A 21,401-nucleotide genomic window follows, 5' to 3' on the forward strand; every position below is an offset into this window, starting at 1 on the left:
ATTAGGGCGGCAAGTATAATCACTTGTTCCCCTGCGAGATAGGGGAAGCCGTCGGCGGGGGCAAGGCCCGGTTGCGGCGCGGGGGGTATGCGGGCCTTTACAGGTCGGGAAAGGGACCTCCTGACAATTGATTCCGCCTGTCACTTATTCTAACGCTAAGGCATGCGTTAAGGGGGAACGCGCGTCGCCATGCACCACCGTCATCATCGACTGTTTGTCGCCCTATGCCTGGCCCTGCTGCCGTCCACCGCCGGCGCGGCGGACCAGCCCGACCCGACCCAGCCCCGCCTCGACATCGCCTCGTTCAAGCAGCCGGACTATCCGGCGGAATCGGCGCGGGCGGGCGAGGAGGGCCGCGTCGGCGTCAGTGTCCTGTGCGAGGCGGATGGGCGCGTCAGCGACCCCCAGGTGGTGGAGCCCAGCGGCTTCGCCCGGCTGGATAACGCCGTGCTGGCCGTGGTGCCCGGCCTGCGCTGCTTTCCCGGCCACGACGCCAAGACGGGTGAGATCGTCACCGGCCGTACCCGCTTCCGCTTTAATTTCAAGCTGCGGGAACCGCCGCCACCGGCCAGCCTGCACCTGACCCCCGACGATATCCGCGACTTGGCGGCGGCGGCCCGTGCGGCCAACCCCGGCGTCACCATTCCCGAGCCCACGGACAGCGACAGCCAGCAGACCCTGTGGAAACTGGCGCTGGAGGCCAAGCTGGCGCCCGGTGCCTTCAAACGCCCGGCCTACCCGGCCGCGTCGGTGGATCAGCGGGAGGCCGGCACGGCGGCCGTCGCCTTCCTCTGCGGCATCGATGGCCATGTCACCACCACCCGCGTCATCAACAGCGCCGGCAGCCCCCGGCTGGATGCCGCCCTGTCCGAGGCGGTGCCCGTGGGCACCGCCTGCCAGCCCACGACCACGGGACCGGATAAACGGCCCGTGGCGTCCTGGGGCTTCGTCGCCCACGCCTTCACGCCGCCGGAGCCGGCCGCTGGCGCGCCGCGGCCCTAGGCTCCGCCCCCATCCGCACAAACCCGTTCCTTGGAGAACGGGGGCGACGACTGTCTCCGCATCATACCCGGCGCCTCAAGGGGGCCGGCCACGGCTGTTTGTCGAAAACCCAAATTTTCAGCGAAGGCGGGTGCCGGAAATATTCCGAGCCCTTTTCGACCCCCAGCGCAAAAAACGCTTTCCCCGTGCGCGGAGCACGCCAACCGACTTTATTTTTCGGCCGGCACCAATAGATTTTCAAAGATGGTTGGCGAAATTCTTGCAATCACACCAACCGGCGCGTCACTCAGACATAATCTAAACTCTATACCAAAGCATATATCGGTGATCCAGAAACAAATTCGCTCGTAAGAAACCTCCTATTTCTATTCTATGAAAATATTGGTTAACCATATTAAAAACGCTATCCGATTAGGATTACATTTTATAACTATGGTTATACGTACCTTGAACAGCATAAAATAAAATTTATTCTTTTCACCCCAAGACAATCCTCGCACTCCAGCACCCGCTACTCCGGGAAGGACGCAGTCCCATGGCTTTGGAAAATCTTCGCATCTCAAACAAAATCAACATCATCGTCGGGCTGTTCTCCGCCGCCTTCCTGGCATCAGTGGCCGTTAGCGGCATGCGGATGCAGAAAATCGACACTGATTATTCCGACTTGGTTTCCCGGGTGGATCGGGCCGTCGCGACCAGTTCCCGCGCCAACCGCAACCTTGCCAACTATCTGGCCCAAACCTACCAACTGGCCGCCGAAACGACGGTGGAAGGCAACGCCAAGGCCAAGGCCTCGGTCGAGGAAAGCCAGAAAAAATATGGCGCCTTCATGGAAGAGGTTCGCCAGCGGCTGCCGGAAATGGCGGATGATTTCAAGGTCATAGATGCGGAAGCGAAGGCGGCGTTCACCGCCTGCGCGCCGGTGATCGACTTGGCGGCGAAGACCGCCACGGCGGAGGAAAGCCAGAAGGCGGCCGGTGAAATCAAAGCCCGATGCGCGCCCCTGATCACCCAGGCGACGAAAAATCTGTCTGCGTTCAATGACAAGGCCAGCGCATACGCGCAGAAGGTGTCCGATGAGCTTAGCGACCGGACCGACACCACCATCAAGACGCAGATGGTGATGGCCATCCTCAGCATCGCGGCCATCCTGGCCCTGGCGCTGTGGATCAGCCGCGCCGCCATCACCCGGCCGCTGAACGTGCTGCGCGCCGCCATGGAGGCGTTGGCCACCGGTGACTTCAGCACCGAGGTCACCGGCCAGGCCCGCAAGGATGAGGTCGGCCTGATGGCTCGCAGCGTCCAGGTCTTCAAGACCAATGGCCTGGAAGTCCTGCGCCTGCGCGAGGAGCAGGAGCGGCAGAAGGAGATCGCCGCCCAGGAACAGAAGCGGGTGCTGAACCAGATGGCCGACGCGTTCGAGGCCAAGGTCATGGCCGTCGTCCAGGCCGTCACCCTGTCCTCCGGTGAGTTGCAGGACACGGCCAAGACCATGTCGTCCAGCGCCAGCGAGTCCACCGTGCGCTCCACCACCGTCGCCGCGGCGGCCGAGCAGGCGTCGGCCAACGTTCAGACCGTGGCGGCCGCGTCGGAGGAGCTGACCTCCTCCATCATCGAGATTTCCCGCCAGGTCACCGACTCCGCCCGCATCGCCAGCACGGCATCGGAGGAGGCGGCCCGCACCAACGCGCTGGTCACCAAGCTGGCGGAGGCCGCCAACCGCATCGGCCAGGTGGTGAAGCTGATCACCGACATCGCCAGCCAGACCAACCTGCTGGCCCTGAACGCCACCATCGAAGCGGCACGCGCCGGGGACGCCGGCAAGGGCTTCTCCGTGGTGGCGAACGAGGTGAAGTCGCTGGCCAACCAGACGGCCAAGGCCACGGGCGAGATCGGCGAACAGGTCACCTCCATCCAGGAGGAAACCCGCCGGACCGTGGCCGCCATCGGCGAGATCGCCACCACCATCGAGCGCCTGGGCGCCATCTCCACCGGCATCTCCTCGGCGGTGGAGGAGCAAGGGGCGGCGACGCAGGAGATTTCCCGCAACGTGCAGGAGGCCGCCCAAGGCACCCAGCAGGTGAGCGAGAACATCAGCGCGGTCTCGGAAAGCGCCACCGTCACCGGTGCCGCCGCCACCCAGGTCCTGGCCTCCGCCAGCGAACTGGCCGGCCTTTCCGCCCAACTGCGCCAGGAGGTCCAGGACTTCCTGGTCACGGTGCGGGCGGCCTGAGGCGGGCGGGACACGGCTTGGGGTGAGGGCGTTCCCTCACCCCAGGCCGCCCAACCTCGACCTTCGCGATGAACCTGCTATCATCGTCCCATGGCGGAGAGGGGACGTCATGCGGACGAGTGCGGCGCACGCGGTTCTGAGCGGGGTACTGGTGGTGCTCGCCTGTTGGCCGGCGACGGTACCGGTTCATTCACAGGCAAGCGAACGGGTGTTCCATCCCGCATTCTATTCCGAGATGATAATTTACGATTTTGCGATGACGCCTCCCCCCTCGATCCAAACCAACATGCAGCCCCCTATGCAGCCTGGCCTCTCACCAGAGTTGATGCGCATTCCTTTCACCGCTTTCCGCCGGCCTATCCAGCGGCGGCGGTAAAGCGGGGCGAGGAAGGCAGGGTGGTCTTCATCGCTCTCTGTGACGCGAAAGGCCATGTCTATGACGCCAGGGTCTGGGAGAGCAGCACCCACGACCGATTGGACGCGGCCCTGGTAAAGGCCGCGCGCTCCCGCCGGTGGCGATGCGTCCCGGCCATGGAGAACGGCCAAGCGGTCCCCTCTGTTTCGACAAAAATAGCCTACCGCTTCCAACTCCCCGATGTCGGCAAGAGCCAACACCGATAGCTGCCCCCTCACCCCAGCGTCCGCCGCGCCCGTAACGCCGCGGTCAGTGTGCCGTCATCCAGGTAGTCCAGCTCGCCGCCCACGGGCACGCCGTGGGCCAGGCGGCTGATGGCGACGTTCAGGCCGGAGAGGCGGTCAGTCAGGTAATGGGCGGTGGTCTGGCCGCCGGCGGTGGCGTTCAGCGCCAGGATGACCTCGCGCACGGGCATGCCGTCCGTCCCTTGGGCCACGCGGGCCAGCAGGCCCGGCACGGCCAAATCATCGGGGCCGATGCCGTCGAGCGCCGACAGGGTGCCGCCCAGCACGTGGTAGAGGCCGCGATAGGCGCCCGTGCGCTCCAGCGCCCACAGGTCGCCCACCTCCTCCACCACGCATAGGGTGGTGCTGTCGCGCGACGGGTCGCGGCAGACGCCGCAGGGGTCGACCGTGTCCAGGTTGCCGCAGATGGGGCAGGTGCGGATGCGGGCGGCGGCGGCGGCCAGCGCCTCGGCCAGCGGGTCCATCAGTTGGTCGCGCTTCTTGATCAGATGCAGGGCGGCGCGGCGGGCCGAGCGCGGGCCCAGGCCCGGCAAGCGCGACAACAGCTGTATCAGGCGGTCGATTTCAGGGCCGATCATGGCCCCAAGATAGGGGCTGTGCCGGCTTTGTTCCAGCCCTGCTTTGTCTTGGGCCCTGCCGGAAAAATGACAAACGCCGGGCCCGTCGCCAGGCCCGGCGTTCAAAACCATACCCTGACGGGCGGCGCCGATCAGAACGGCAGCTTCATGCCCGGCGGCAGCTTCAGGCCGCCCATGAGCTTGTTGGTCTCTTCGGCGATGTGCGCCTCGACCTTGCTCTTGGCATCGTTGAAGGCGGCGACCAGCAGGTCCTCCAGCACCTCGATGTCCTCGGGGTCGACGACGGACTTGTCGAGCTTCACCTTCTTCAGCTCGCCCTTGCCGTTGACCACGACGCGGACCATGCCGGCGCCGGACTGGCCGTCGGCCTCGATCTCGCCCAGCTTGCCCTGCATTTCCTGCATCTTGGCCTGCATCTGCTGGGCCTGCTTCATCATCTGGCCGATGTTTTTCATGGCCTAAAAATCTCCTTCCCAGTCGCCGTCGCTCATATCGGGCGGCGCGTCGAAATACGGGTTGTCCGGGGCATCCATACCGCCATCCTCGTAAGAAGGGAAGGCGGGGGCGCGTGCGGCCTCTTCGGCGGCGGCCTTGGCGGCGGCGGCGGCCACCTGGTCCAGGTCACGCACCGCCGTCATCTTGGCGCCGGGAAAGGCGGCCATGAGGGCCTGCACCAGGGGGCTGGCGGCCGCCTGCTCCCGGGTGCGGTTCTCGGCCGCGCGATCCTGGTCGCTGAGCGTGGGTTCGCCGGGGGCGCCGGAAACGGTGACGATCCAGCGCCGGCCGGTCCATTCCGTCAGCAGCTGGCCCACGCGGCCGGCCAGGTTGGGCACGGCCATGGCGGTGGGCCGCAGCTCGATCAGCCCCGGCTCGAACTTCACCAGGTGGACCATGCTCAAGAGGTTGCCTTGCAGCATGCCCTCACGCCGGGCGCCGAACAGCTCCGCCACCTCGCGGAAGGACTTGGGATCGGCCGGGGGCAGGTCCGGCACAGGCTCCATCATCGGCGCCGGGGCCACCGGCGCCGGGGCCGCCACGGGCGCCGCCTTCACCGCGCCGGCCAAGCCGCCACGCAGCACGGCCATGGGGGCGCCACCGCCGTTCGAGGTGCCGTTGGACAGGGCCATGCCCCGCGCCAGGGCGCCGCCGCCGTTGCCCCCCACGGGGGCGCCACCGCCATTACCACCGCCGCCCCCCATGGCGGCACCGGTGGGCACGCCGCCCTCCATCACCTTGCGCACCAGGTCGCCCGGACTGGGCAGGTCGGCGGCGTAGGCCAGGCGGATCAGCACCATTTCCAGGGCCTGCATGGGCACCGGCGCCTGCTGCACCTCCGACAGGCCTTTCAGCAGGATCTGCCAGGCCCGGGCCAGGGCCGGCATGCCCAGCTTGGCCGCCAGGTCGCCGCCGCGTACCCGCTCCATCTCCGGGATGCCCTGGTCCTGGGCCGTGCCGGGCACCACGCGGGCGCGGGTCAGGAAATGGGTGAAGTCCAGCAGGTCCTGGGCGATGACCACCGGGTCGGCGCCGCGCTTGTGCAAATCGTCCAGCACGGCCAGCGCGTCGGCCGGCTTGCCCGACAGGGTCGATTCGAACAGGTCCACCACCAGGGTGCGGTCGGCCAGCCCCAGCATGTCGCGGACCTGCAGGCCGGTGACAGCACCACCACCCAGCGCGATGGCCTGGTCCAGCAGCGACAGGCCATCGCGCACCGACCCGTCGGCGGCGCGGGCGATCAGACTCAGCGCCTCCGCCTCCACCGGCACCGATTCCTGATCGGCGATACGGCCGAAATGGGCCTGCAAGGTGCCCTGGTCCACCCGGCGCAGGTCGAAGCGCTGGCAGCGCGACAGCACCGTCACCGGCACCTTGCGGATTTCGGTGGTGGCGAAGACGAACTTCACATGCGGCGGCGGCTCCTCCAGCGTCTTCAGCAGCGCGTTGAACGCGCTGCGTGACAGCATGTGGACCTCGTCGATGACGTAGACCTTGTAGCGGGCGCCGGCGGGGGCGTAGCGCACGCCCTCGATGATCTCGCGGATGTTGTCGACCGAGGTGTTGCTGGCCGCGTCCATCTCGATGACGTCGACATTGCGGTCCTGCGAGATGGACACGCACTGCTCACACACGCCGCAGGGGCTGACGGTCGGGCCGCCCTGACCGTCGGGGCCGACGCAGTTCAGCGCGCGGGCGATGATGCGGGCGGTGGTGGTCTTGCCCACGCCGCGCACGCCGGTCAGCATGTAGGCTTGATGGATGCGCCCGGACTGGATGGCATTGCGCAGAGTGCGCACCAAGGCGTCCTGGCCGATCAGCTCATCGAAATTGCGGGGGCGGTACTTGCGGGCCAGCACGCGATAGACGGCGTCGCCGGCGGAGGCGGGGGACTGGACGTCGGGGGAAAGCGGGCTCTGATCGGTCACGGGATCGCTCAACCCTTCCGGCGCTGGCTGCCGCCGGCCAAGTGTGGGCCGGACCGTGTGGCCGGCCCAAAGGCGGCGTTCAGATTTTATGAGGTGGGAGGCTGGACATGCGACCCGCGCCGAAACTCGTTACGGCTGCTTCCTTCCGGACCTGACCGGGTTGGCGAGGGACACGTCCGCCGCCAACCTCCCGCCGCCATATATCGGCATCGACCCGCCCCATAGCAAGTGAAAAGGCGGCAGGGCCGACCCGCCCGTTCCGACGCGCTGCCCAAAAGGGGTGGCCTTGTCCCCCCTGGCCCGTCGTGAGACGAATGATGATCATGACGAACCGCTCCCAAAAGAACTTCTACACTGGCGCCGGCCTGGACCGCGCCACCGTCGCCCGCAAGCAGGCCGACTGGCTGGCCCAGCGTCTGGCGGCACCGGAAAGCCGCTTCCTGGCCGTGTGGCGCGGCCAGTTCCTGGTGGCCCCGCCGCCAGAGGGGGCGCCGGATCGGGGGACGTCAGAGGGAGAAGCGGTGCGGCCGGCCTATCTCGACCCCGGCAGCCCGTGGTGGCGGGAGGCGGCCACCCTGGCCCCCGCCTTCCTGGGCGTGGAGGGCGACATCGCCCATTTCGCCGTGGACCTGTCGGGCCTGGAGCAAGACCATCCGGCGCTGCAGGGCCTGGGCACGCCGACGGAGCTGCGCACCCTGGCCCACCAGGTGGACCGGCCCACGGCCAGCCTGCTGGCCTATGTGCGCGGCCTGTTGGGCTGGCACCAGCGCCACCGCTTCTGCGGCGTCTGCGGCACGGTGACCGAGGTGATCGAGGGCGGGCATGTCCGGCGCTGCACCAACCCCGACTGCCAGACCCTGCATTTCCCGCGCACCGATCCCGCCGTGATCATGCTGGTGCATGATGGCGACCGCTGCGTCCTGGGCCGGCAAAGCCGTTTCGGCCAGGGCATGTATTCCACCCTGGCCGGCTTCGTGGAACCGGGCGAAAGCCTGGAGGAGGCGGTGGCCCGCGAGGTGATGGAGGAGGCGGGCATCCAGGTGACGGACGTGCGCTATCTCTCCTCCCAACCCTGGCCCTTCCCCTCCTCCCTCATGCTGGGCTTCCACGCCCGCGCCGTGACCACCGAGTTGAAGGTGGATTTGGAGGAGTTGGAGGACGCGCGCTGGTTCACCCGGGATGAGGTGTACCAGGCCAGCCTGCGGCGCGGGCCGCCGGACGGCAGCTTGCGCCTGCCCGGCGCCGACAGCATCGCCCGCCGCCTGATTGAGGATTGGCTGGAGGGCGACGTTTAGGGATGCGGCGGCGCCCTGGGCTTGTCACAGGTGCCGTCGTAGGCATCGGCATAGGGCTTGGTGAAGCAAGCCACCAGGCTATTGACGATCCCCATATTCATGGGCCATTTCACCACCTTCATGGACGTGCCCCTGGCGTCCGGCTCGGGTGGGGGCGGCGGAACATGGCTCAGGCGGTCGCGCGCCGCCAGCAGGGACCGCTGGTCACGGCGCAGAAAGGCCATGGTGGCGTCGACGTAGGCATTCCAGGCCTGGGCCCGGGACGTGGCGCGCGGGTCGCGTGATTGGTCGAGCAAGGGCAGGGCGGCGGCGGTATCGCCGGTCATGGCCCGCAACTGCCCCTCATGCCAGTACAGGATACGGGCCGGTTCCTGCGGATGGGCGGCCCGGTAGTCGCGCAGCAGATCGGCCGCCGCCGTCATGCAACCCGGCTTGTAGGCGATATGACGCCACCCCCCGTTCAGATCCTGGTCGAATGCCTGCCCATCCAGTGCCAGCAGCGCGGCTCGGTCGGGAATGCAGGCATCAGCGGGGGCATCGGCCGCCAGCGCCACCCCCGCGCCCAGCATTGGCAAGCTGGAAAGGAAAACCGATGCCTGCAGGAAGGCCAAACCCCACGTCTTCATGGCCACACCATCAACGCGATTGATGGTGGTGATATTAACCCAGAAAGTATCACCCCCCCATGATGGCCAGCGCCTCGGCATGCGACCGGATGTCGCCGGATGCCACCACCTCGCCCACGGCGCCTAGCACCAGGTCGCGGCCCTGCCAGTCGGTCATGCGGCCGCCCGCACCCTCGACCACCGGCACCAGGGCGGCCCAGTCCCAGGGCGCCAGGTCGCGTTCCACCGAAATGTCCAGCCAGCCGTTGGCCACCTGGGCATAGCCGTAGCAGTCGCTGCCGTAGACGACGTAGCGCGAGGCGGCCTTGAGCCGGGCGAAACGCTCCGCCTCCTCGCCCTTGAACATGTCGGGGCTGGTGGTGGTCACGGTCGCCTCCGCCAAGGTGGGGCAGGCGCGGGTGCGGACGGGCGTGCCGTTGAACCGGGTGGGGTGGCCCACGCCACCGATCCAGCGTTCGCCAAGGATGGGCTGGTCGATGACGCCCAGCACCGGCCGGCCATGGCGCAACAGGCCGATCAGGGTGCCGAAGATGGGCCGGCCGGTCATGAAGCTCTTGGTGCCGTCGATGGGGTCCAGCACCCAGACATACTCCCGGTCCAGGCCGTGGGTGCCCAGCTCCTCCCCCAGGATGCCGTCGTCGGGGCGCTCGGCGGCCAGGATGGCGCGCAGGGCCTCTTCCGCCTGGCGGTCGGCGATGGTGACCGGCGTCAGGTTGGACTTGGCGTCGATCTCCACATCCGCGCGGAAATAGCGGCGGATGACCGCGCCCGCCGACTCGGCCATGCGGTGGGCCAGGGCGATGAGGTCATCGGGCACGGGCGTGGTCATGGGGGCGCTTCCTGGGCAAACGGGACATGCAAAGAGGGGCGGCCCCGGCTGGGACCGCCCCTGCTTTTATACCGAAGAGGCCGCCGCCTCAAACCCAAGGCGGCGGACTATCCCATCAGCGCCTTATTGCGGCAGCGGCGCCGGGCTGTCGGCCTGGGTGCGCAGATAGGCGATCACGTCGGCGCGGTCCTTCACGGACTTGAAGCCGGCGAAGGTCATCTTGGTGCCGGGGGCGTAGGTCTTGGGGCTGGCGAGGAACTCGTTCAGCTTTTCGTAATCCCAGGTGCCGCCCAGCTTCTTGATGGCGTCGGAATAGGCGAAGCCTTCCATATGCCCCTGCTTGTTGCCGATGATGCCCCACAGGTTGGGGCCCACCTTGGCGGCGCCACCCTTGTCGAAGGTGTGGCAGGCCTGGCAGACCTTGGTCAGCTTGGCGCCGTTCTCGGCGCTGGCGCTGGCCAGCAGCGGGCTGACCGGGTCCGGCTTGGCCGGGGCGGCGGGCTCACCGCCGCCGGCGGCCGGCGCCGCCTCCGCCCCTTCGATCTTGTAGACGTTTTCGGTCAACATCGTCGGGTGCACGACCTTCTTGGCGATGAACCCCGCCAGCAGGGCGATCAACGCGCCCAGCAGAATGGCCATGGAAATCTTGTTGAAGAAGCTACCCGCCATCAGATCAAGCCCTCATGTCCCACGCTGCTGCGGTTCGCGTGCTGGTTATAGTCCCTGCGCGTTCAAATTAACGCCAGGTGGTGACGCTTGTCGATGCCCCGGGGCCGCCCCAGCAATGCAAGAGGGGGTCCGGCCATCGTTCTCCCAATTCCGGGCGACGATAAGCGGCCTGTTCAACCAGGGCAAGATAGTTCGGCGCCCCGCTTGTAAACCGGCTTGACCGAGGGTGGTAAATGTCGCACGCCTGCCCCGGCCATGAGGCAAATCAATTCGTAGGCGACACCCCCATGTCTTCCCGCCCCGCCGGCAGCCCGTCCCTGGGCGCCCCCACCTCTCCCATCGTCATCATCCCGGCGCGCCTGGCCTCCACCCGCCTACCCAATAAGCCGCTGGCTGACATTGGCGGCGCGCCCATGATCGTGCAGGTGTGGCGCCGCGCGGCGGAGGCCGACATCGGCCCTGTCCTGGTGGCGGCGGCGGAAAAGGAAATCGTGGAAGCCGTGCGCGACGCCGGGGGCCAGGCGGTGCTGACCGACCCCAACCACCCCTCCGGCTCCGACCGCATCTATGAGGCGCTGTGCCAGGTGGACCCGGAGGGGCGCCACGACGCCGTGGTCAACGTCCAGGGCGACCTGCCGACGGTGGAGCCCGCGACGGTGCGCGCCGCCTTCGGCCCGCTGGCCAACCCGCAGGTGGACATCGCCACCCTGGCCGTGGAGATCACGGTGGAGGAGGAGCGGCACAACCCCAACGTGGTCAAGGCGGTGATCGAACTGGCACCGGGCGCCCGCGTGGGCCGCGCCCTGTACTTCACCCGCACCACCACGCCCTGGGGCGCCGGGCCGCACTATCACCATATCGGCCTGTACGCCTATCGCCGCGAGGCGCTGGCCCGCTTCGTCGCCCTGCCGCCCGCCGCGCTGGAGCAACGCGAGAAGCTGGAACAGCTGCGCGCCCTGGCCAACGGCATGCGCATCGACGTGGCGGTGGTGGACGCCGTCCCCCTGGGCGTTGATACGCCGGAGGATCTGGAGCGCGCCCGCGCCCTCATCAGCCGCATAGGCGCCCCCTGATTCAAACGGCATGAGCCCCGGCCCCCGCCGTTGTAGGCTGCCCCCGGTTACAGGACCGCAGACCGGCGGCACGAAGGCACCGGTACAAGAGAGGGAAAGTGATGCCGAACAGTGTGCAGGGCGCTGAGAACACCATCGCCTACCAGGGGGCGCCGGGCGCCAATTCCGACATGGCGTGCCGCCAGGTGTTCCCCGACATGGTTCCCCTGCCCTGCCATTCCTTCGAGGACGCCTTCGCCGCCGTGACGGAGGGCCGCGCCCGCCTGGCCATGATCCCCATCGAGAATTCGGTGGCGGGCCGCGTGGCCGACATGCACCACCTGTTGCCCCAGGGCGGCCTGCACATCATCGGGGAGCATTTCCAGCGCGTGGTCCATTGCCTGGTGGCGCCCAAGGGGGCGACCATCGCCGGTCTGAAACAGGTGCATTCCCATATCCAGGCGCTGTCGCAGTGCCGGGGCTATCTACGCGGCCACGGCCTGGCGCCCATCACCCACGCCGACACGGCGGGTGCGGCCGCCGACGTGGCCAAGTGGGGCGACCTGACCCAGGGCGCCATCGCCTCGGAACTGGCGGCGCAGATTTACGGGCTGGAGGTGCTGGCGCGGGGCATCGAGGATGCGGAGCACAACACCACCCGCTTCCTGATCCTGTCGCGGGAGCCCAAGCCGGCGCCGCGCGGCCAGGGCCCCGTGATCACCAGCTTCGTCTTCCGCGTGCGCAGCGTGCCGGCCGCCCTGTACAAGGCCATGGGCGGCTTCGCCACCAACGGCGTCAACATGACCAAGCTGGAAAGCTACATGGTGGGCGGCCGCTTCACCTCCACCCAATTCTACGCCGACGTGGAGGGCCATCCCGAGGACCGGCCCCTGCGGCTGGCTTTGGAGGAGCTGGACTTCTTCGCCCGCGAACTGAAGATCCTGGGCGTCTACCCCGCCCACCCATTCCGCTCGGAGAGCAGCCAGCGCGACGACGGTCAGGATTAGTTTTTGCTGACCGTTGATCGTCACCGATCAACGGTCCCCTCAAGCGCCGGGCGCCAGCATCCGCTGGCTTGGCTTCCCCGCTCCGCCCTGCGGTACTCGCTCCGGGGCCGGCAGTCGCCGGCCTCCAACAGCATGAGTCCAAGCCTCACGCTGTTGGTTCATCTCTCGACACCGGGATTGCGCTATGGCCTTGCTGTTCGTCTCCGCCCACGACCATGCCGCCGACTGGGTGCATGAGCTGAAAGCCCAGTTGCCGGACATGGATGTGCGCGTCTGGCCGGAGGGCATGGGCGACCCGGCGGAGATCGACTACGCCCTGGTGTGGAAGCCGCCGGCGGGCCTGCTGGCCAGCCTGCCCAAGCTGAAGGTCATCTTCTCGCTGGGCGCCGGGGTCGACGCCTTGCTGGCCGACCCCACCCTGCCCGACCTGCCGCTGGTGCGCATGGTCGAGCCCGGCCTGACCGAGGGTATGACCGAGTATGTCTGCCTGCACGTCCTGCGCTGGCACCGCGACGCCCCCTTGTTCGAGGCGCAGCAGCGGGATGTCGTCTGGAAACAGCTGACCCACCAGCACCTGGCGCGGGAACGGCGGGTGGGCATCCTGGGGCTGGGCGCCCTGGGTAGCGATGCGGCGCAGGCCCTGAAGGCGCTGCGCTTCGACGTGGCGGGATGGAGCCGCTCGCCCAAGAGCCTGGACGGCATCACCACGTATCACGGGGCGGAAGGGCTGACGCCCTTCCTGGCCCGCACGGACATCCTGGTCTGCCTGCTGCCCCTGACGCCGGACACCGAGAACATCCTGGATTCGGGCCTGTTCGCCCAGTTGCCCCGGGGCGCGGTGGTCATCAACGCCGCCCGGGGACGTCATCTGGTGGAGGAGGATCTGCTGGCGGCGCTGGATGGCGGCCATCTGGCCGGGGCCACCCTGGACGTGTTCCGCACCGAGCCGCTGCCGGCCGACCACCCGTTCTGGACCCACCCCAAGGTGACCGTCACCCCCCATGTCGCCGCCATCACCCAGGCGCGCACGGCGGTGGAACAGGTGGTGGGCGGCCTGAAGCGGCTGGCCGCCGGGCAACCGCTGATCAATCTGGTGGATCGCCAGCGGGGATACTGAACCGCTTATTGCACCAGGCCCGACCGGCCACCGCCCTCCGACAGGTCGATCAGGGCCTCGACATCCACCAGTTCCACCATCTGGTCGGGCAACAGCCGGATGAGACGGGTGGTCTTCAGCTTGGTGAAGGCGCGCGACACGGTTTCCATGGTCAGGCCCAGGAAATCCGCGATGTCGGTGCGGGTCATCGGCAACGGGATGCGGCAATGGTCCTGGGGCTCGGGCGTCACGCGGCGGGCCTGGCGCAGCAGGAAGCTGGCCAGCCGCTCCGGCGCGGTCTTGCGGCCCAGCAACAGCATCTGTTCCTGCGCGACCTGCAATTCGGTGGCGGTGGCGGCCAGCAGGCGCAGGCGCAATTCCGGATCCCGTTCCAGCAGCGTATCGAACTGCGTGCGCGACAGACGGCGCAGGGTCACCGGGGTCACGGCTTCGGCGGAGTAGAGGTAGGTGCCGCCCAGGGCCAGCCCCAGCATGTCGCCGGGCTGGAGGAAGCCGACGATCTGGCGCCGCCCATCGGCCATCATGCGCAGGATGCGGACCATGCCGGAGGTGACGATGCGCACGCTGCTGGCCGGATCGCCCTCGGAAAAGATCACCTGGTCCCGGCTGTAGGCGGAGGCCTCATCCCCCAGGGGGCGAACGGGCTGGCCGGAGCGGCGCGGCCGGCGGAGGACGCGGGCACGGCACCGAAAATGGCGGGGCTGGGGTGGCGGGCGGTGGCCGGGGCGGTGGCGAGCGATGGCGTCATCTGGGGGGCTCCCGTTGTGTCGGGCCTGAACCAGCCCGTCGTCGTTCCGTAAGAGGACGTTAGCGCCCGTGGGCCCGCCTGATGAGTTCGGTCTTCTACCTACGTAAAACCCCTTATGCCGGTAAAACCCCTTATGGATGTGACGGTCACGCCGTCAGGCGGCGGTGGCCAGCAGGCGGTGCAATTCATCCACCAGCCGGCCGGTATCGACGGGCTTGTCGAAAAAACAGGCCACGCCCGCCCGCGCGGCGCGGTCCCGCGTCTCCGGCTCCATGTTCGCGGACATCATCAGGACGGGCACGTCGCGCAGCAGGGCGCGGTGCCCTTCCACGAATTCGACGCCGGTCATGCCCGGCATATGCTGGTCGAGCAGCAGGCAGCTCCGCCCGCCATCGTAGGTCGCGGCGAAGTCCTGGCAGGAGGCGTGGAGGTCGACCTCGAAGCCATACAGCCGCAGCAGGAACTTAAGGGAATGGCGGACGGACTCGTCGTCATCGACGACATGGATCCGTCCCGCCGCGATCTCGGCCACATCAAATCTCCTCGGGGGCGTTACACCGGCGTCGGTGGTGCCGGCCCCGTCGACCCTGATGAATTTAAGGCGTCGGCGCGTACGGGAGTAATAAGGGTTTCCCCGTATTCCGTCCGTGTTTGACGCGGATCAACCCGCGTTCGGGCGAATACCTGCCGTCAGCGCCAGGCGGACCAGTTGGGACAGGCTGGTGGCGCGCATCTTCTCCATCACCCGGGCGCGGTGGATTTCCACGGTGCGCGGGCTGATGGACAGGTCGAAGGCGATGATCTTGTTGGGCTTGCCGTCGACCAGGCCCTGCAGCACATCCAGTTCCCGGGGCGTCAGCGCGCCCAGGCAGGCCAGAACCTCCGGCGAGGGCGCCTCCACCGCCGCCGTGGTCGAGGGCGGCGGAACCTCGGCCGCGGCCCGGGGACGCGACAGCGCCGACTGGATGGAGGCCAGCAGCGTCTCCTCCTCGAACGGCTTTTCGATGAAATCCACGGCCCCGGCCTTCATCGCGGCCACCGCCAGGGGCACGTCGCCATGGCCGGTCATGATGATGACCGGCAGGGTGGACCCGCTGGCGACCAGCCGCTCCTGGACCTCCAGGCCGGTCAGCCCCGGCATGCGCACATCCACCACCAGGCAAGCGCAGCGCGCCGGGGCATCGGAGTCGAGGAAATCCAAGGGGGAGGGAAAGGCCGCGACCTGGTAACCCGACGCCATCAGCAACAGCCGCAGCGAATCCCGCACGGCGGCATCGTCATCCAGCACGGCGATGACAGGGTCAGGCATCCTGGTTTTCCTCGGATTCGGACAGCAGAGGCAGCGTGAAGCGGAAGGTCGCGCCGCCGTGTTCGTTACGTTCCGGCCACAGCCGGCCGCCATGGGCCTCGACGATGGACCGGCTGATCGACAGCCCCACCCCCATGCCCCGTTCCTTGCCGGAAACGAAGGGCTGGAACAGGCGGGCCATGGCGGCGTCATCCAGGCCATGGCCGGTATCGGCCACCGCGACCTCCATGAATCCCGCGCCATCCGGGGCGACCATGGGGGCGGCCGAGATGGTGAGGATGCGTTCAGGCTGGCCGCTCATCGCCTCGACCGCGTTGCGGATAAGGTTCAGCAGCACCTGCTGAACCTGGATTTTGTCGATGACGGCGCGCAGGTCCTGCCGCTGCAGGCGCAATTCCATGCGCACGCCGCTTTCCCGCGCCCCGACCAGGGCCAGGGCGGCGGCCTCCTCGATCAGGCCGTCCAGGCTTTCGGCGCGGCGGTCGGTGCCGCCCTTGGCGATGAAGTCGCGCAGCCGGCGGATGATCTGCCCGGCCCGCAGCGCCTGCGCCGACGCCTTGTCCATGGCCTCGCGCGCCAGGGGCATGTCGGCGGTCTCCGCCCGCTCCAGCAACCGCAGGGACGCCTTGATGTAGTTGACCACCGCCGTCAGCGGCTGGTTCAGTTCATGCGCCAGGGCGGACGCCAGCTGCCCCATGACGCTGACCCGGCTGACATGCAGCAGTTCCGCCTGAAGCTGCTGCAGCCGCCGCTCCACCGCCTGATGTTCCGTCAGGTCGTGGATGAAGCCGGTGAACAGCCTCTCCCCCTCCAAATCCACGGCACCGACCGCCAATTCCATGGGGAACACGGTTCCGTCGCGGCGCTGGCCGGAAACGATGCGGCCGACGCCGATGATCCGCTTCTCCCCCGTGGCGAGGTAGCGGCCGATATACTGGTCGTGCTGTTCCCGGTAGGGCGAGGGCATCAGCATGCTGACGTTCAGCCCCAGCACCTCGCCCTCGGCATAGCCGAACATCCGCTGGGCCGCCGGGCTGAAGGAGCGAATCAGCCCCTGGCCGTCGATGACGATGAGGGCGTCGGGAATGGTCTCGATGATGGAGGCTAGGCGCGCCTCGCGGTTGCGCAACGCCTGTTCCGCCGCCCGCCGGTCGCTAATGTCGCGGATGATGCCGATATAGGCGGGCGGTCCGTCCTGCTGCGCCTCCCCCACCGACAGTTCCATGGGGAAGGTGGTGCCATCGCGGCGCAGGCCCGTCACCTCACGGCCGATGCCGATGATGCGCTTTTCCCCCGTCGCGTGATAGCGGGCCAGGTACTGGTCATGCTCCTCCTGATAGGGGGCGGGCATCAGCACCTTGACGTTGCGGCCGATCACCTCCGCCGCCGTCCAGCCGAACAGGCGTTCGCAGGCGGGGTTGAAGGATTGGATCGTGCCCTGGCCATCGATGACGATCACGCCATCGGGCACGGTATCCATCAACGCGCGGAAGTGAGGTGAGAGCATGGGGTCCTCCGTCCGCCACACCATATGTCGTGGGCCGAACGTTTCCCATACCTAACAATCTTTCCGCCCCCGCGTAAGGTTGAAATGCGGCGCGGTATTCGCCTGATGCGTGGGGCGGAGGCCCCACGCCCTCACCCCAGCCGCTTGACCGCTGTGACGCCCTTGCCGGCCGCCGCCCGCGCCAGGACATCGGCCAGGGGTTCGCGCACCGTGGCCATGTGATGGGCGTTGGCGTGCACCAGGTGGGTTTCATCCGCCATGATGCCGACATGGCCGGGGAAGAACACCAGGTCGCCGCGCTGGTAGGCGTGGCCGACGCCATCGGCCGAAACCAGCGTGCCCAGGGCCGCCTGCTGCTGGTCGCTGTCGCGCGGGCACGGCAGGCCGGCGGCGTCCAGCGCCAACTGGATCAGGCCGGAACAGTCGATGCCCACGCTGGTGCGCCCGCCCCACAGATAGGGCGTGCCCAGCAGGCGCAGCGCGGTTTCCACCGGGTCGGCCTTCACGGCCCCGATCTCCGCCACATGCACCAGGGGCACCCAGCCGCCGCCGGCCACACCAGCGAAGCCGTCGGCCTCTTCCACCACGCACAACGGCGCGCCCAGGCTGATCATGTCCAGCGGCGGCGTCTTCAGGTCCGGCTCCGGATGGAAGAAGCTGCGCAGCGCCGTCAGCTTGTGCGTCGGCTCCGCCAGCTCGTCATCCAGCGCTTCCAATTGCAGATAGCCGACATAGCCGTCCGTGGCGTTCTGGCCCCAGACCCAGCCGTCCTTCTCCTCGAACACCGTGAACACCTCACCGAACAGCAACTGGCTGGACTGGCGGGCGGTGAAGGTCGGCTCTTCCTTCAGGCTGACATAGCCGGCGCGAACCTGGCAGGGCACGCCATCGACATAGCGGTCGGCCGTGACCTTGCCATAGAGGTGGGCGGAGGCGAGGTCGGAACGATAGGGGTTCACACGGGGGTCGAGAGCCGCCTTGGGGGCTGGCGTGGACTTGGACTTGCTGGACATCTCACATCATACCGGCGCTGAAACCGGCTCCGAAGCAGGGGCTGACGGCGGGCGCGGCGGCGTGGCGCGCGCCCCGTCCAATGCGCCCTGCACGGCGCCGGCGTCAATCACCATCTGCCCGAACTCATGCAGGAAGACCGAACCCTTGACCGTGCGTTGGACCAGGACGTTGCGCCGGTCGTCCGCGTCCCGCTTGCGCTTGGTGAAGCCCAGACGGCCCAGCCGGTCCAGGGCGCGCGTGATGGCGGGCTTGGACACGTTCAGCGTCGCCGCCAAGCCGCGCACGGTATGGGGTGGCGGGGTCATGTAGACCGTCAGCAGCAACGCCAACTGGCGGGCCGAGAGATCCGGGCCGGCGGCCCGCACGCTGGCCACCAGCGCGCCGCGCCAGAGTTCCAGGGCTTCGAGATTACGCGACATGCTGCCCCCCGCATCCGGAAACGGTCGTCCGGCCACCCCCGCTGCGCCGGCCCCACCGTCATTCCGGTAGCGTATCGGGCGAGACGCAACTTTTCCGGAGTGTGCCGAAAGTCCCGCGCAGCGGCAAGGGCTTGCCACCCCCTTAGGGGTAGGCATTGGATAAAGTATCTATGATTTTATCCCCGGGAGCCCCTCTCGGGATTCCCCCGGGCGCCGCCCGCCCTTCCCCGGCGTCAGCCCTTGGGGATCAGCCCTTGGGGAAGCGGCGGCTCAGCATGGCGAAGGCGGCGCGCAGGCCCATGGCCTCGCCCCCCTCGGGGCGGCCGGGCTTGGCGCTGGCGTTCCAGGCCATCAGGTCGATATGGGCCCAGGGGGTACCCTTGGTGATGAAGCGCTCCAGGTACAGGGCGGCGGTGATGGCGCCGCCATAGCCGCCGCCGGGGGCGTTGTTGAGATCGGCGATCTTGCTGTCCAGCTGCTTGGCGTAGCCCTGCCACAGCGGCAGGCGCCACAGCGGGTCGCCCGTCTCCTTGGCGGCGGCCAGGATGTCGTCCGCCAATTGGTCGTCGTTGGCGAACAGGGCCGGCAGCTCGGTGCCCAGCGCGATGCGCGCCGCCCCCGTCAGGGTGGCGAAGTCCAGGATCAGGGCGGGCTTGGCGCTGTCGGCCTCCGCCAGGGCATCGCACAGGATCAGCCGGCCCTCGGCGTCGGTGTTACCGATCTCTACCGTCAGGCCCTTGCGCGTGGTGATGATGTCCATGGGGCGGAAGGCGTTGCCGGAAATGGCGTTCTCCACCGCCGGCACCAGCACGCGCAGCCGCACCGGCAACTGGGCCGCCATGACCAGGCGGGCCAAGCCCAGCACATGGGCGGCACCGCCCATGTCCTTCTTCATCAGCAGCATGCCGCCCGCCGCCTTGATGTCCAGGCCGCCGCTGTCGAAGCACACGCCCTTGCCCACCAGGCAGACCAGCGGATGGCCGGCATCGCCCCAGGTGAGGTCGATCAGGCAGGGCGCCTTGGCCGCGGCCCGGCCCACGGCATGGACGGTGGGATAGTTGGCGGCCAACAGATCGTCACCGGCGATGACCGAAACATCGGCGCCGAACTCGGCCCCCAATTCCCGGGCGGCGGCGGCCAGGTCGGACGGGCCCATGTCCTCCGCCGGGGTGTTGATGAGGTCGCGCACCAGGGTGACGGCGCGGACCATGCTGTCTACCGCCTGGGCGTCGGCGCCGGCCGGCAGCACCAGGCGCGGCAGAACCTTCTTCGGCTTGCGGTAGCGGGTGAAGCGATAGCTGCCCAGGGCCCAGCCGGTGGCAAGCACGGTCGCCTCATCCGGGGTCAGGCCGTCCTCCAGGGCATAACTGGCCTCCCCCTCCTTGGCGCCCGTCGGCAGCGTCGTGGGCAGGCCGGCGATGCTCCACAGGTCCAGCGTCTCCCCCACGCCCACCAGCACCCGGTCCAAGCGGCCATCGGCGGCGGGCAGCAGGGCCGTGGCCCCAGGCTCGGCGGTGAAGCCGACGCCACGCACCCAGGCGGCCGTCTCGGCGGGGGCCGCCGCCAGCCAGGCGTCCAGCCCATCCTTGCGCACGGGGATCAGGGTGACGGTATCGGCGGCCTTTTCGGCCAGGAAGCAGGACAGCACGGGGGAAACCCTTTCGGCTTCGGAAAGTCAGGCCCGCAGGGTTCCACATCCGGGCGCCGGTTTCAAACGCGGCGGCGTCACAGCGCTGGCGCGGGGCGGCATCCCCCGCTACCCTCACCCGCCCGACCTTACCGATTCCCGAGGGCCGATTCATGTCCGCCGACCTGACCTTGATCCTGGGCAGCAAGACCTATTCCTCCTGGTCGCTGCGTCCCTATCTGGCGCTACGCCATGCCGGCCTGGCGTTCGAAGAGGTGGTGATCCCCCTGCGGCAGCCGGACAGCAAGGCCCGCATGCTGGCCCACAACCCGGCGGGCAAGGTGCCGGCGCTGATCCACCGCACCGCCGACGGGCCGGTGACGGTCTGGGACAGCCTGGCCATGTGCGAGTACGCGGCCGAGCTGGCGCCCAGTGCCAACCTCTGGCCCGAGGACCGCGCGGCGCGGGCGCACGCGCGCTCCGTCAGCGCGGAGATGCACGCCGGCTTCATGGACCTGCGCCGCAACCTGTTCATGGACCTGGCCCGCACCATCGACCGGCCGGAGCGGGTGGCCAAGGCCGCCGGCGACATCGCCCGTGTCCAATCTTTGTGGGCCGATTGCCTGGACCGGTACGGCGGCCCCTTCCTGTTCGGCGCCTTCACCATCGCGGACGCCATGTACGCGCCCGTCATCACCCGTTTCCAGACCTGGCGCGTGCCGCTGACCGAAAGGTCGCAGGCTTATGCCGCCACCGTCGAGGAATTGCCCGCCATGAAGGACTGGCGCGCGGCCGCCGCCACCGAAACCGTGGTCCTGGACATGTTACTGGATTGAGGTCAGCATCGGCCGGCAAACGGCATCCGTAGGTCGTCCCAGCGACGGTACGGAGAACAGGGAGGGGACGGTATGGCAATCACCGGTATAGGCGGGCTGTTCTTTCGGGCGCGCGACCCGGCGGGCTTACGCGCCTGGTACAAGACCCATCTGGGCATCAACGTGGGCGGTGTCTGGAACCAGGAGGCCGGCCCCACGATACTGTCGCCCTTCGCGCAGGACACCAGCTATTTCCCTGCGGATCACGCCTGGATGCTGAACCTGCGCGTCGATCAGCTGGACCCGCTGCTGGAGGCGTTGCGCGCCGCCGGCATCGCAATCACGACCGACCCTGCCTGGGACACCCCGGAAACCGGCCGCTTCGCCCGTATCCATGACCCCGAGGGCAATCCCATCGAGCTGTGGGAACCGCCCGCCGACGACTGAGCGGCATAACCTAACCGCCCGGGA

The 21,401-nt window shown here is 68.3% G+C and carries 22 protein-coding genes and 1 other RNA gene; 9 read left to right on the forward strand and 14 right to left on the reverse strand.

Features of this window, described 5'->3' with window-relative positions; translation table 11 throughout:
* The first annotated feature begins 189 nt into the window (after nt 1–189).
* The 3 genes from UCD39_RS18330 to UCD39_RS28560 all read left to right on the forward strand — a co-directional run bounded on the left by UCD39_RS18330 (nt 190) and on the right by UCD39_RS28560 (nt 3,856).
* Entirely contained in the window at nt 190–1,002 is an 813-nt protein-coding gene (locus UCD39_RS18330; protein ID WP_330497308.1) for a TonB family protein, read from the forward strand.
* Nucleotides 1,003–1,537: 535 nt separating this feature from the next.
* Complete coding sequence (locus tag UCD39_RS18335; protein ID WP_330497309.1) at nt 1,538–3,235, forward strand: methyl-accepting chemotaxis protein; 1,698 nt, start codon at nt 1,538–1,540, stop codon at nt 3,233–3,235.
* Nucleotides 3,236–3,325: 90 nt separating this feature from the next.
* On the forward strand, nt 3,326–3,856 hold the full coding sequence (locus UCD39_RS28560; protein ID WP_442943669.1) for an energy transducer TonB: 531 nt from the start codon (nt 3,326–3,328) through the stop codon (nt 3,854–3,856).
* 8 nt (nt 3,857–3,864) lie between these two features.
* On the opposite strand, the gene recR is transcribed toward UCD39_RS28560, so the two are convergent.
* The 4 genes from recR to ffs all read right to left on the reverse strand — a co-directional run bounded on the left by recR (nt 3,865) and on the right by ffs (nt 7,087).
* Nucleotides 3,865–4,473, reverse strand: a complete 609-nt coding sequence (recR, locus tag UCD39_RS18340) for a recombination mediator RecR (protein WP_330497310.1) — start codon at nt 4,471–4,473, stop codon at nt 3,865–3,867.
* Between the two features lie 131 nt (nt 4,474–4,604).
* On the reverse strand, nt 4,605–4,928 hold the full coding sequence (locus UCD39_RS18345) for a YbaB/EbfC family nucleoid-associated protein (RefSeq protein ID WP_040842623.1): 324 nt from the start codon (nt 4,926–4,928) through the stop codon (nt 4,605–4,607).
* Between the two features lie 3 nt (nt 4,929–4,931).
* Entirely contained in the window at nt 4,932–6,896 is a 1,965-nt protein-coding gene (locus tag UCD39_RS18350) for a DNA polymerase III subunit gamma/tau (protein WP_330497311.1), read from the reverse strand.
* Between the two features lie 93 nt (nt 6,897–6,989).
* Nucleotides 6,990–7,087: signal recognition particle sRNA small type (gene ffs / locus UCD39_RS18355), an RNA gene on the reverse strand.
* 132 nt (nt 7,088–7,219) lie between these two features.
* Here ffs and nudC point away from each other — a divergent pair.
* Entirely contained in the window at nt 7,220–8,191 is a 972-nt protein-coding gene (nudC, locus tag UCD39_RS18360; RefSeq protein WP_330497312.1) for an NAD(+) diphosphatase, read from the forward strand.
* Here nudC and UCD39_RS18365 read toward each other — a convergent pair.
* The 3 genes from UCD39_RS18365 to UCD39_RS18375 all read right to left on the reverse strand — a co-directional run bounded on the left by UCD39_RS18365 (nt 8,188) and on the right by UCD39_RS18375 (nt 10,315).
* Nucleotides 8,188–8,817, reverse strand: a complete 630-nt coding sequence (locus tag UCD39_RS18365; RefSeq protein WP_330497313.1) for a hypothetical protein — start codon at nt 8,815–8,817, stop codon at nt 8,188–8,190. The two genes, nudC and UCD39_RS18365, sit on opposite strands and share 4 nt — an antisense overlap.
* A 49-nt stretch (nt 8,818–8,866) precedes the next feature.
* The gene (gene hisN / locus UCD39_RS18370; RefSeq protein WP_330497314.1) at nt 8,867–9,646 is read right to left on the reverse strand and encodes a histidinol-phosphatase; all 780 of its coding nucleotides are present in this window, start codon (nt 9,644–9,646) and stop codon (nt 8,867–8,869) included.
* 123 nt (nt 9,647–9,769) lie between these two features.
* Nucleotides 9,770–10,315 carry a c-type cytochrome gene (locus UCD39_RS18375; protein ID WP_145732810.1) on the reverse strand — a complete coding sequence of 182 codons (546 nt, stop codon included), beginning with the start codon at nt 10,313–10,315 and terminating at the stop codon, nt 9,770–9,772.
* 287 nt (nt 10,316–10,602) lie between these two features.
* Between UCD39_RS18375 and UCD39_RS18380 the strand changes: the two genes are divergently transcribed.
* The 3 genes from UCD39_RS18380 (at nt 10,603) to UCD39_RS18390 (ending at nt 13,491) form a co-directional block, all read left to right on the forward strand.
* Nucleotides 10,603–11,388 (forward strand): 3-deoxy-manno-octulosonate cytidylyltransferase, encoded by a 786-nt coding sequence (locus tag UCD39_RS18380; RefSeq protein ID WP_330497315.1) that lies wholly within the window; start codon nt 10,603–10,605, stop codon nt 11,386–11,388.
* A 101-nt stretch (nt 11,389–11,489) separates the two neighbouring features.
* The gene (locus UCD39_RS18385; protein WP_330497316.1) at nt 11,490–12,374 is read left to right on the forward strand and encodes a prephenate dehydratase; all 885 of its coding nucleotides are present in this window, start codon (nt 11,490–11,492) and stop codon (nt 12,372–12,374) included.
* Between the two features lie 184 nt (nt 12,375–12,558).
* A complete protein-coding gene (locus UCD39_RS18390; RefSeq protein WP_330497317.1) occupies nt 12,559–13,491 on the forward strand; it encodes a 2-hydroxyacid dehydrogenase in 933 nt (310 codons plus the stop codon).
* Between the two features lie 5 nt (nt 13,492–13,496).
* On the opposite strand, the gene UCD39_RS18395 is transcribed toward UCD39_RS18390, so the two are convergent.
* The 7 genes from UCD39_RS18395 to UCD39_RS18425 form a co-directional block, all read right to left on the reverse strand.
* Nucleotides 13,497–14,378: a cyclic nucleotide-binding domain-containing protein gene (locus UCD39_RS18395; protein ID WP_442943704.1), complete on the reverse strand. Its 882-nt coding sequence runs from the start codon at nt 14,376–14,378 to the stop codon at nt 13,497–13,499.
* A 15-nt stretch (nt 14,379–14,393) separates the two neighbouring features.
* Nucleotides 14,394–14,771: a response regulator transcription factor gene (locus UCD39_RS18400; RefSeq protein ID WP_330497319.1), complete on the reverse strand. Its 378-nt coding sequence runs from the start codon at nt 14,769–14,771 to the stop codon at nt 14,394–14,396.
* Nucleotides 14,772–14,900: 129 nt separating this feature from the next.
* On the reverse strand, nt 14,901–15,548 hold the full coding sequence (locus UCD39_RS18405) for a response regulator transcription factor (protein ID WP_330497320.1): 648 nt from the start codon (nt 15,546–15,548) through the stop codon (nt 14,901–14,903).
* Entirely contained in the window at nt 15,541–17,055 is a 1,515-nt protein-coding gene (locus UCD39_RS18410; RefSeq protein ID WP_330497321.1) for a PAS domain-containing sensor histidine kinase, read from the reverse strand. The genes UCD39_RS18405 and UCD39_RS18410 overlap by 8 nt, the downstream gene beginning before the upstream one ends.
* Nucleotides 17,056–17,186: 131 nt before the next feature.
* The gene (locus UCD39_RS18415) at nt 17,187–18,068 is read right to left on the reverse strand and encodes a C40 family peptidase (RefSeq protein WP_330497322.1); all 882 of its coding nucleotides are present in this window, start codon (nt 18,066–18,068) and stop codon (nt 17,187–17,189) included.
* Nucleotides 18,069–18,074: 6 nt separating this feature from the next.
* Nucleotides 18,075–18,488, reverse strand: a complete 414-nt coding sequence (locus UCD39_RS18420) for a MarR family transcriptional regulator (RefSeq protein ID WP_145732822.1) — start codon at nt 18,486–18,488, stop codon at nt 18,075–18,077.
* A 247-nt stretch (nt 18,489–18,735) separates the two neighbouring features.
* Nucleotides 18,736–20,136, reverse strand: coding sequence for a leucyl aminopeptidase family protein (locus UCD39_RS18425; protein ID WP_330497323.1), 1,401 nt, complete (start codon nt 20,134–20,136; stop codon nt 18,736–18,738).
* Nucleotides 20,137–20,288: 152 nt separating this feature from the next.
* On the opposite strand from UCD39_RS18425, the gene UCD39_RS18430 reads away from it, so the two are divergent.
* Both UCD39_RS18430 and UCD39_RS18435 read left to right on the forward strand, forming a co-directional pair.
* Nucleotides 20,289–20,951 (forward strand): glutathione S-transferase family protein, encoded by a 663-nt coding sequence (locus UCD39_RS18430; protein WP_330497324.1) that lies wholly within the window; start codon nt 20,289–20,291, stop codon nt 20,949–20,951.
* 72 nt (nt 20,952–21,023) lie between these two features.
* Nucleotides 21,024–21,377: a VOC family protein gene (locus tag UCD39_RS18435; protein WP_330497325.1), complete on the forward strand. Its 354-nt coding sequence runs from the start codon at nt 21,024–21,026 to the stop codon at nt 21,375–21,377.
* Nucleotides 21,378–21,401 lie beyond the last annotated feature (24 nt).

It is taken from the genome of Nitrospirillum karajorum (assembly GCF_036348415.1).
In the GTDB taxonomy this organism is placed as follows: Bacteria; Pseudomonadota; Alphaproteobacteria; order Azospirillales; family Azospirillaceae; genus Nitrospirillum; species Nitrospirillum amazonense_B.

Bases quoted from the DNA above. Each gene is read 5' to 3' on its own strand.
- UCD39_RS18330 (WP_330497308.1), top strand. From the start codon at position 190: ATGCACCACCGTCATCATCGACTGTTTGTCGCCCTATGCCTGGCCCTG.
- UCD39_RS18335 (WP_330497309.1), top strand. From the start codon at position 1,538: ATGGCTTTGGAAAATCTTCGCATCTCAAACAAAATCAACATCATCGTC.
- UCD39_RS28560 (WP_442943669.1), top strand. From the start codon at position 3,326: ATGGCGGAGAGGGGACGTCATGCGGACGAGTGCGGCGCACGCGGTTCT.
- recR (WP_330497310.1), bottom strand. From the start codon at position 4,473: ATGATCGGCCCTGAAATCGACCGCCTGATACAGCTGTTGTCGCGCTTG.
- UCD39_RS18345 (WP_040842623.1), bottom strand. From the start codon at position 4,928: ATGAAAAACATCGGCCAGATGATGAAGCAGGCCCAGCAGATGCAGGCC.
- nudC (WP_330497312.1), top strand. From the start codon at position 7,220: ATGACGAACCGCTCCCAAAAGAACTTCTACACTGGCGCCGGCCTGGAC.
- UCD39_RS18365 (WP_330497313.1), bottom strand. From the start codon at position 8,817: ATGAAGACGTGGGGTTTGGCCTTCCTGCAGGCATCGGTTTTCCTTTCC.
- hisN (WP_330497314.1), bottom strand. From the start codon at position 9,646: ATGACCACGCCCGTGCCCGATGACCTCATCGCCCTGGCCCACCGCATG.
- UCD39_RS18375 (WP_145732810.1), bottom strand. From the start codon at position 10,315: ATGGCGGGTAGCTTCTTCAACAAGATTTCCATGGCCATTCTGCTGGGC.
- UCD39_RS18380 (WP_330497315.1), top strand. From the start codon at position 10,603: ATGTCTTCCCGCCCCGCCGGCAGCCCGTCCCTGGGCGCCCCCACCTCT.
- UCD39_RS18385 (WP_330497316.1), top strand. From the start codon at position 11,490: ATGCCGAACAGTGTGCAGGGCGCTGAGAACACCATCGCCTACCAGGGG.
- UCD39_RS18390 (WP_330497317.1), top strand. From the start codon at position 12,559: ATGGCCTTGCTGTTCGTCTCCGCCCACGACCATGCCGCCGACTGGGTG.
- UCD39_RS18405 (WP_330497320.1), bottom strand. From the start codon at position 15,548: ATGCCTGACCCTGTCATCGCCGTGCTGGATGACGATGCCGCCGTGCGG.
- UCD39_RS18410 (WP_330497321.1), bottom strand. From the start codon at position 17,055: ATGCTCTCACCTCACTTCCGCGCGTTGATGGATACCGTGCCCGATGGC.
- UCD39_RS18415 (WP_330497322.1), bottom strand. From the start codon at position 18,068: ATGTCCAGCAAGTCCAAGTCCACGCCAGCCCCCAAGGCGGCTCTCGAC.
- UCD39_RS18420 (WP_145732822.1), bottom strand. From the start codon at position 18,488: ATGTCGCGTAATCTCGAAGCCCTGGAACTCTGGCGCGGCGCGCTGGTG.
- UCD39_RS18430 (WP_330497324.1), top strand. From the start codon at position 20,289: ATGTCCGCCGACCTGACCTTGATCCTGGGCAGCAAGACCTATTCCTCC.
- UCD39_RS18435 (WP_330497325.1), top strand. From the start codon at position 21,024: ATGGCAATCACCGGTATAGGCGGGCTGTTCTTTCGGGCGCGCGACCCG.